At 73.8% G+C, this 6,915-nt stretch carries 7 protein-coding genes; all 7 read right to left on the bottom strand.

Features of this window, described 5'->3' with window-relative positions; translation table 11 throughout:
- On the bottom strand, positions 1 to 284 hold a 284-nt coding region (locus tag ACIRPU_RS44290), incomplete at its 3' end, for an alkaline phosphatase family protein (RefSeq protein ID WP_403878931.1).
- The gene (gene eboE / locus ACIRPU_RS44285) at positions 281 to 1,450 is read right to left on the bottom strand and encodes a metabolite traffic protein EboE (protein WP_403878928.1); all 1,170 of its coding nucleotides are present in this window, start codon (positions 1,448 to 1,450) and stop codon (positions 281 to 283) included. The genes eboE and ACIRPU_RS44290, both read right to left, overlap by 4 nt.
- 3 nt (positions 1,451 to 1,453) lie before the next feature.
- Positions 1,454 to 2,302 (bottom strand): TatD family hydrolase, encoded by an 849-nt coding sequence (locus ACIRPU_RS44280; RefSeq protein WP_403878925.1) that lies wholly within the window; start codon positions 2,300 to 2,302, stop codon positions 1,454 to 1,456.
- Positions 2,303 to 2,308: 6 nt separating this feature from the next.
- A complete protein-coding gene (locus ACIRPU_RS44275) occupies positions 2,309 to 3,082 on the bottom strand; it encodes an EboA domain-containing protein (protein ID WP_403878922.1) in 774 nt (257 codons plus the stop codon).
- The gene (locus tag ACIRPU_RS44270) at positions 3,079 to 4,263 is read right to left on the bottom strand and encodes a TIM barrel protein (protein WP_403878919.1); all 1,185 of its coding nucleotides are present in this window, start codon (positions 4,261 to 4,263) and stop codon (positions 3,079 to 3,081) included. The genes ACIRPU_RS44275 and ACIRPU_RS44270 overlap by 4 nt, the downstream gene beginning before the upstream one ends.
- Positions 4,260 to 5,357: an SCO3242 family prenyltransferase gene (locus ACIRPU_RS44265; protein WP_403878916.1), complete on the bottom strand. Its 1,098-nt coding sequence runs from the start codon at positions 5,355 to 5,357 to the stop codon at positions 4,260 to 4,262. Before ACIRPU_RS44265 ends, ACIRPU_RS44270 begins: the two co-directional genes overlap by 4 nt.
- Positions 5,354 to 6,613 (bottom strand): inositol-3-phosphate synthase, encoded by a 1,260-nt coding sequence (locus tag ACIRPU_RS44260; RefSeq protein WP_403878913.1) that lies wholly within the window; start codon positions 6,611 to 6,613, stop codon positions 5,354 to 5,356. Before ACIRPU_RS44260 ends, ACIRPU_RS44265 begins: the two co-directional genes overlap by 4 nt.
- Positions 6,614 to 6,915: the final 302 nt, after the last annotated feature.

Here is a 6,915-nt window from a genome sequence, read left to right as displayed (position 1 = left end):
CGGAAATACCAGCCGTTGCCGACGATCCCGTGCTCCGCCGGAAGCGCGCCCGTCAGAAACGTCGACTGCGCGGCACACGTGACGGCCGGCAGCACGGTCCCGAGCGGTGCGAGGGAACCCGCCTGGGCGAGGGCCTTGAGGTGGGGCATGTGATCGAGCAGGCGAGGGGTGAGACCGACGACGTCGAGGACGAGGAGGGGTACAGGCGCCTTGGGGGCAGGGAGCTGGGTGGGGGATCCTGGCCGGTCCTGGGGCCCGGCGCCGGCGGAGGCCGGGCTGCTCATGGGAGCTCCTTGAGGCCGAGGTCGGTCAAGAGGTCGCGGGCCAGGGCGAGTTCGGCAGCGATGCCGTCGGCGAGCTGGGCCCTGGCACGGGGCCGCAGCTCGGGTGGGAGGGCCTGCCAGGTGTAGGTCTCGACCTCGAGGTGGCGGGTCGACGGGTGCGGGCCGCCGACCAGACGGGCCAGCGCGGCTTTGAGCACGGGGAGCGTGGAGGTGAGGGGCGGGGCGGGGGCCGCGTGCAGCGGGACGTGGAAGTGGGCGCGCCAGGGTCCGGTGTCGGGCAGAGCGGCGCCGGTGAGGGCCTCGCCGAGATCGTCGGTGCCGTGCAGGCCGGTGGCGGTGAGGGTGCGGGTCTGGTGCAGGAAGCGGGGTTCGTCGAACGCGGCGAGGGCTTCGCGGACGGCGGGGAGACGGGGGTGTTCGGCGTGCAGGGCGGCGGACAGCTGGGATTTGACGACGGGGACGCGGGCTTCGGCGAGCGCGTCCAGTGCGGTGTGCGGGTCTTCGAAGGAGGTGGCGAGATGACAGGTGTCGACACAGACACCGATACGGGGGTGGCCGACGGCCGCGAGCGGGGCGAGGGCGTCGGTGGTGGTCTCGACCGTGCAGCCGGGTTCCGGTTCCAGACCGACACGGACGGAGCGGCCGGTCAGCTCCTCCAGCGCGTCCAGGCGCTCGGCGAGGGTGCGCAGGGCGGAGTGGGCCGTCTCGGCGCGTGCGTCGTTCCAGGTGGTGCGCCAGCCGAGCGGGAGGGTGGAGATGGTGCCCTCGGTGACGTCGTCGGGGAGGAGTCCGGCGAGGACACGGGCCAGTGCGGTGGTGTATTCGAGGCGTTCACCGTCGGCCCAATCGGGCCTGTACACACGGTACTTGACCTCTTCGGCGCCGAAACCCTCGTACGGGAAGCCGTTGAGGGTGACGACCTCGAGGCCACGCCGGTCGAGTGCGGTGCGCAGGCCCCGCAGGGCCGACGGGTCGGTGTCGAGGGCCCGGGCGGCATCCCTGGCGAGCCACAGCCCGACACCGAGCCGGTCGCGGCCGAGACGGCGCCGGACGGGTTCGCAGTGGTCGCGGAGTTGTGTGAGCACTCCGTCGAGGGTTTCGGCGGGATGGACGTTGGTGCAGTAGGCGAGGTGAACGGTGGTGCCGTCGGGGTGACGGAAGCGCATCGGTCACTCCCCGCCGCGCAGGATGGAATTGCCCTCGTGCGTGGGGTCGGGGGTGAGCACCTCGAGGGCGAGGCGGCCGCTGAGGCCGTAGAAGGCGATGGGGTTGCGCCACAGGACGAGATCGACGTCGTCCTCGGTGAAGCCCTCCGCGAGCATCAGGTCGGCGACCCTTCGGGTCTTGAGCGGGTCACTCCTCCCCCAGTCGGCGGCGGAGTTCACCAGCACCTTCTCCGGCCCGTAGAGGCGGAGGATCCCGATCACGCGGGTCTCGTCCATCTTGGTGTCGGGGTAGACGGAGAAGCCCAGCCAGCAGTCGGCGGCCTTCGCCTCCTTCACGGTGGTCTCGTTGAGATGGTCGAGCAGGACCCGATCCGCGGGCAGGGCGGATTCACGGACGACGTCCAGAGTGCGGCGCAGCCCGGCGAGCTTGTCGCGGTGCGGGGTGTGCACCAGGGCCGGCAGGGCGTGGTCGGCGGCCAGTTGGAGCTGGGCGGCGAGAGCGGTGTCCTCGGCCGGCGTCATCGAGTCGTAGCCGATCTCGCCGACGGCCACGACATGGTCCTTGACGAGATAGCGCGGCAGCTCCGCCAGGACGTCGGCACAGCGAGGGTCGTTGGCCTCCTTGGGGTTGAGGGCGAGCGCGCAGTGATGGGCGATGCCGTGCTGCGCGGCCCGGAAGGGTTCCCAGCCGAGAAGGGAGTCGAAGTAGTCGAGGAAGGAGGCCGTCGAGGTGCGGGGTTGTCCCAGCCAGAAGGACGGCTCGACGACGGCGCGGACGCCGGCCGCGTGCATCGCCTCGTAGTCGTCGGTGGTGCGCGAGGTCATGTGGATGTGGGGGTCGAAGATGCGCATCAGGACTCAGGACTCCTTGCCGTGGGGGTGCGCCGGGCGGTGGGGACCGGCCGGGCCAGGGGGGTCCGTGCGGTGGAGGTCTGGGGTGGGTGTGTCCGAGTCGGTCGAGGTCACAGCCGTCAGACCGGTCAGCGCCAGGACGCGTCGCAGGTCCCGGGGTACGGGTCGGCCCGCGGTGGTGCGTTCGGCGACGTGGTCGACGAGCATGCGGGCGAGTTCGGCGTCGGCGCGGGCACGCTGTTCGAGGCCCGCCACCTCGTCGACGGGCACCCCGGCGAAGAGGCACTTCAGGACGGCGTGGCGCCAGGCGTGCGCGCCGAGGTGACGGGCGGCGTAGGGGCCGACGGCGGCCGCGAGAAGCCGGGTGTCATGGGTGCGCAGGGCGTCCTCGACCAGCGGGAGGGCGTCGGGCCCGGGTACGAGATGGGGCAGCGCGTGCAGGACCGCGCGACGCTCTTCGGCGGTGCCCTGGTAGTACACGCGGGCCAGGGCCGCCGGGTCGGCGCGGGCCGCGTGAAGGATGAGCACGCGGGCGGCGTCGGCGTAACGGCTGCCGCACCGGCGCCCGGCCTCGGCGAGACGCAACTCCCACACCGAGATCGGTCCATGGGCGCCCGGGTGGGCGGCGGCGTCTTCGAGAGCCCGGCGGAACCAGACGCGGGCGGTCGCGTCGAGATGGGTGTCGAGGTGGCTGCGCAGGGCGTCCAGGGCAGTGCGGGTCGGGGTGGGGCCCTCGTGCTCCGCTTCCGGGGTTGCCGGGGCGGAGTGGGGACGGGTCATGGAGTGCTCCCTTCCGGGGTGACGGAGGGCTCGCCAGGCGGCGCGACGGACAGGTTCGCCGTCCGGGACGGGCGGCTCGGGAGTGGGGCGACGGCAGAGGACCGCTGCCGGTCGGAAGGACCGGCGGCAAGGCCGACGGGCGGAACTGAGATCGGGACGGCGGTCGGGGCGGCCATCGGGACGGCGGTCGGGGCGGCGGCCGGGATCGGGGAGGAGGGCGCCTTCGGCTCGGCGTGGTCGGTGACGGTGACGTGAGCGGATGCCGCCGCGCGGCGGAGAAACGGGAGGGAGGCTTCGGCGTAGTGGGGGCCGGCGTGGGAGTGGCGGGGCAGTTCGACCACCGTCAGCCCGCGGTAGCCGCTGTCGGCCAGAGCGGCGAGGACGGGCGGGAAGTCGATCTCGCCGTCCCCGAAGGGAAGGTGTTCGTGGACACCACGGCGCATGTCCTCGATCTGGACGTGGCGCAGCCAGGGGGCCGCGGCGCGTACGCAGTCGGCGGGCGCGAGCGGCTCGAGGCACTGACAGTGTCCGATGTCGAGCGTGAGGCCGAGGGACGCCGGGTCGTCCAGGGCCCGGCGGAGCCGGTGGAAGTCGGCGAGGGTCGCCAGGAGGTGACCGGGTTCGGGTTCGATGGCGAGGGGGACGCCGGCGGACGCGGCGATGTCCAGGACGGGGACGAGGGTCTCGGCGAGGCGCTGCCACGCGGTCTCGGCTGCCGTACCCGGCGGGAGGGTTCCGCTGAAGCAGTGGACGGCGTGCGCACCGAGGTCACCGGCGATCCGGACGGCGCGGAGCAGCAGGTCGACGCGGCGGGCGCGATCGTCCGGTTCCGGGTCGAGGAGGGAGGGGCCGTGTTTGCGGCGCGCGTCCAGGACGTAGCGGGCGCCGGTCTCGACGGTGATGTCCAGCCCGAGCGCGTCCAGTCGGTACGCGAGATGTCGGGTGCGGGCGGCGAGGTCCGTGGCGAACGGGTCGAGGTGCATGTGGTCGAGCGTCAGTCCGACGCCGTCGTAGCCGAGGTCGGCGAGCAGGGCGAGGGCGTCGTCGAGGCGGAGATCGGCGAGGCCGTTCGTGCCGTAACCGAGGCGAAGCGGGGGCGAGGGCGGGCGTGGGTACGGGGTGATCGCGTTCGGGGCCTTCTCCTCGGGCACGCTCTCGCGGCTCGCGTGTCCGAGGTTCATGTGATGCTCACCCGCTTCGCGAATATCCGGGCGACCGGTGCCAGGGCAGCTGTGAGCAGCGCGGTGGCGGTTGCGGTTGCGGTTGCCGTGGTGGTTGCGGTTGCCGTGGTGGTAGCCGTTGCTCCGGAGCGGGCGATGAGGGCGGCCTGGAGGGGGATGGTGGCGCGGATGCCGGCGCCGACGGCTTGTTGGGTCAGCGCAGGTGACGGGTTGAGGGAGGCGTGCAGGTAGGGGCGGGCCGTGGTGATGGCGTAGGCGACGGCGAGCGCTGCGGTCAGCGGCGCGGGCGAGCGGTGCGTGGATCCTCGCCCTGGCTGCCCACGATGTCCGTGCAACGGCCCGTCAGGTGACCGTCGGTGCGGTGACAGGCCGGGTGACGGCCTTCGCTGCACCAGCCAGGACAGTGCCCCTGTCGTGGCCAGGGCTGCCAGGGCCGCCGTCGGCGTGCCCTGACGGGTCTCCTGGCGGGACAGAGTCGTGACCGCGAGCGTGTGCGTGGCCAGGAGTGCGGCGGAGGGAAGGGCCGGGCGCGCACGTCCTGCGGTGGCGGCGGCGCCGAGGAGGAGGTCGAGGCCACGGGCTGCGGCCATGGCGAACGGCCCCGCGGGCGTGTGCTTCAGGAACAGGTCGTAGGACCAGACGGTCGCCGCGAGCGGAGCCGCGACCGTAAGGGCCGGGCGGCCTCCCCGACCGGCCAGGGCGAGACCGGCGGCGGTGAAGGCGCAGGCCGCCGTGAAGGCGGCGGCGGGGCGCACGCGGCCGGAGGGGAGAGGACGGTGGGGGCGTTCGGCGGCGTCGTCCGCGCGGTCCGCCCAGTCGTTGAGGACCATGCCTGCCTCGTACAGGCAGAGGGAGGAGCCGACGGCGAACAGGGTCCGGCGGTCGGGGCGTGCGGTGAGCGCGGCGGCGCCCGCCAGCGCGTCGCCGGGCACGGTGAACAGGGCGGGCAGTCGCAGCAGTTCGGCCCAGGCCCGCAACACGCGAGCACGGTTCCCCTCCGAGGCACCGTCCACCGCGGCCGTCGGCACAGGCGACACACCAGGCACCGCAGCCGCCCGCCCTTCCGTTGCACGCACCGCTCCGCCCTCGCTCATCCCGTCTCCTCGCCCGAACCCGTCGCGGGATCGGGCCACGCCCCGGGCACTTCTCGTTCGCCGCCCTCGCCTCTCGTGTCACTCTCGCCGCACCGGCCCCTCTCGTCCCTCTTGCTTCTCTCGTCGCCCGCGTCCCGACCGCCCTTCAGCCGACGAGCGAACCGCTCCAGTTGCGCGTGCTGCTCCGCCAGGGCCGACGGGGCGTCGCCCACGGGGTCCTTGAAGAAGAAGGCGAGTTCGGTGAGCGGGCCGGACAGGCCGGCTTCGTGGGCCCGGGCGGCGAGGCGGGCAAGGTCGAGGACGAGGGGCGCCGCGAGAGCTGAGTCGCAGCCCTGCCAGATGGTCTGGAGGATCATGCGGGTGCCCAGGAAGCCGTCGAAGGCGACGTGGTCCCAGGCCGTCTTCCAGTCCCCCAGGACCGGGACGTCGTCGATATGGACCCGGCCCTCGGGGGTGGTGCCGAGGGTGTCGGCGAGGACGCGTTCCTTGCCCGCGTTCTTCGCCTCGGCGGCGGCCGGGTCGGCCAGCGCGGCCCCGTCACCGCCGCCCAGGAGATTGGTGCCGGACCAGGCCCGGACGGCCAGCGCCCGCTGGGCGAACATCGGCCCCAGGACGGAACGCAGCAGCGTCTGCCCGGTCTTGCCGTCACGGCCGGCGTGCGGCAGCCCGCTCGACTCCGCCACGGACACCAGCGCCGGGTGGTGCAAGCCCGTGGACGGGGTGAAGTTGACGTACGGGCAGCCGGCGCGCAGGGCGGCGGCCGCGTAGAGGGAGCTCGGCGGCAGCGCCGAGCCGGTCGCCGCCGGTTCGGTCGAGGCCACGTTCACCACCACCGCCCGCGCGAGATCGCACCGGCGTACGAAGTCGCGTATGTCGGCGGCGAAGTCGCTGATCAGCCGCTCGGCGCTGCGAGTGTCTCCCGGAACGGGGCCGCCGTGCCTGATCTCCCGCTCGGCGGCCACGAGTTCGGCTTCGACCGCCGTGGCGAGGCCTGCCGGGAGCACTCCTCCGGCGGCGAGTTGCTCGGCGCGCTTGGGCAGCGGGCAGTCGATCGTGTCGTGTCCGCCGAAGACGAGGGACGACAAGGGGGGCAAGCCGCTGTCGGCGAAGGCGGGCGTCTCGGTGACCAGACCCGTCGGCGGGTGCAGGCCGGCCGTGACGGCGGCGCATCCCGCGACCACGGTGGTGGCCACGGAACCGCGGGCCCCGATCAGCCAGACGCCGACGCGCGGGGGACGGGAACGGGACGCGGACATGGGCAGCCTCCTTGTCGTGCGCGAACCCCGGAAACGAGGCGGGAGGAAGGGAGTGGGCCAACGAGCCGGAACAGCTTTGGAGTTCGGCGCGGCAATGGATGGGAGTGAGGGTGAGAGAGGGGGTGAGGGAGGGGCGAAGGTGGGGGTGATGCAGGCGCGCAAGGGGGGGACGGGGGGGGGGGGGTCGGGGCCCCCCCCCCCCCCCCCCGCCCGGCCCCCGGCGCGGCGGGGGGGGGCGGGGGGCCGCCCCCCCGGCCCCCCGCGGGGCCGGGCCCCGGGGTGTGAGGCCCCGGGGTGAGGGG

The sequence above is a fragment of the Streptomyces sp. NPDC102259 genome (genome assembly GCF_044766465.1).
In the GTDB taxonomy this organism is placed as follows: Bacteria; Actinomycetota; Actinomycetes; order Streptomycetales; family Streptomycetaceae; genus Streptomyces.
This window is presented reverse-complemented; position numbering and strand designations above follow the sequence as displayed.

Bases quoted from the DNA above. Each gene is read 5' to 3' on its own strand.
- eboE (WP_403878928.1), bottom strand. From the start codon at position 1,450: ATGCGCTTCCGTCACCCCGACGGCACCACCGTTCACCTCGCCTACTGC.
- ACIRPU_RS44280 (WP_403878925.1), bottom strand. From the start codon at position 2,302: ATGCGCATCTTCGACCCCCACATCCACATGACCTCGCGCACCACCGAC.
- ACIRPU_RS44275 (WP_403878922.1), bottom strand. From the start codon at position 3,082: ATGACCCGTCCCCACTCCGCCCCGGCAACCCCGGAAGCGGAGCACGAG.
- ACIRPU_RS44270 (WP_403878919.1), bottom strand. From the start codon at position 4,263: ATGAACCTCGGACACGCGAGCCGCGAGAGCGTGCCCGAGGAGAAGGCC.
- ACIRPU_RS44265 (WP_403878916.1), bottom strand. From the start codon at position 5,357: ATGAGCGAGGGCGGAGCGGTGCGTGCAACGGAAGGGCGGGCGGCTGCG.
- ACIRPU_RS44260 (WP_403878913.1), bottom strand. From the start codon at position 6,613: ATGTCCGCGTCCCGTTCCCGTCCCCCGCGCGTCGGCGTCTGGCTGATC.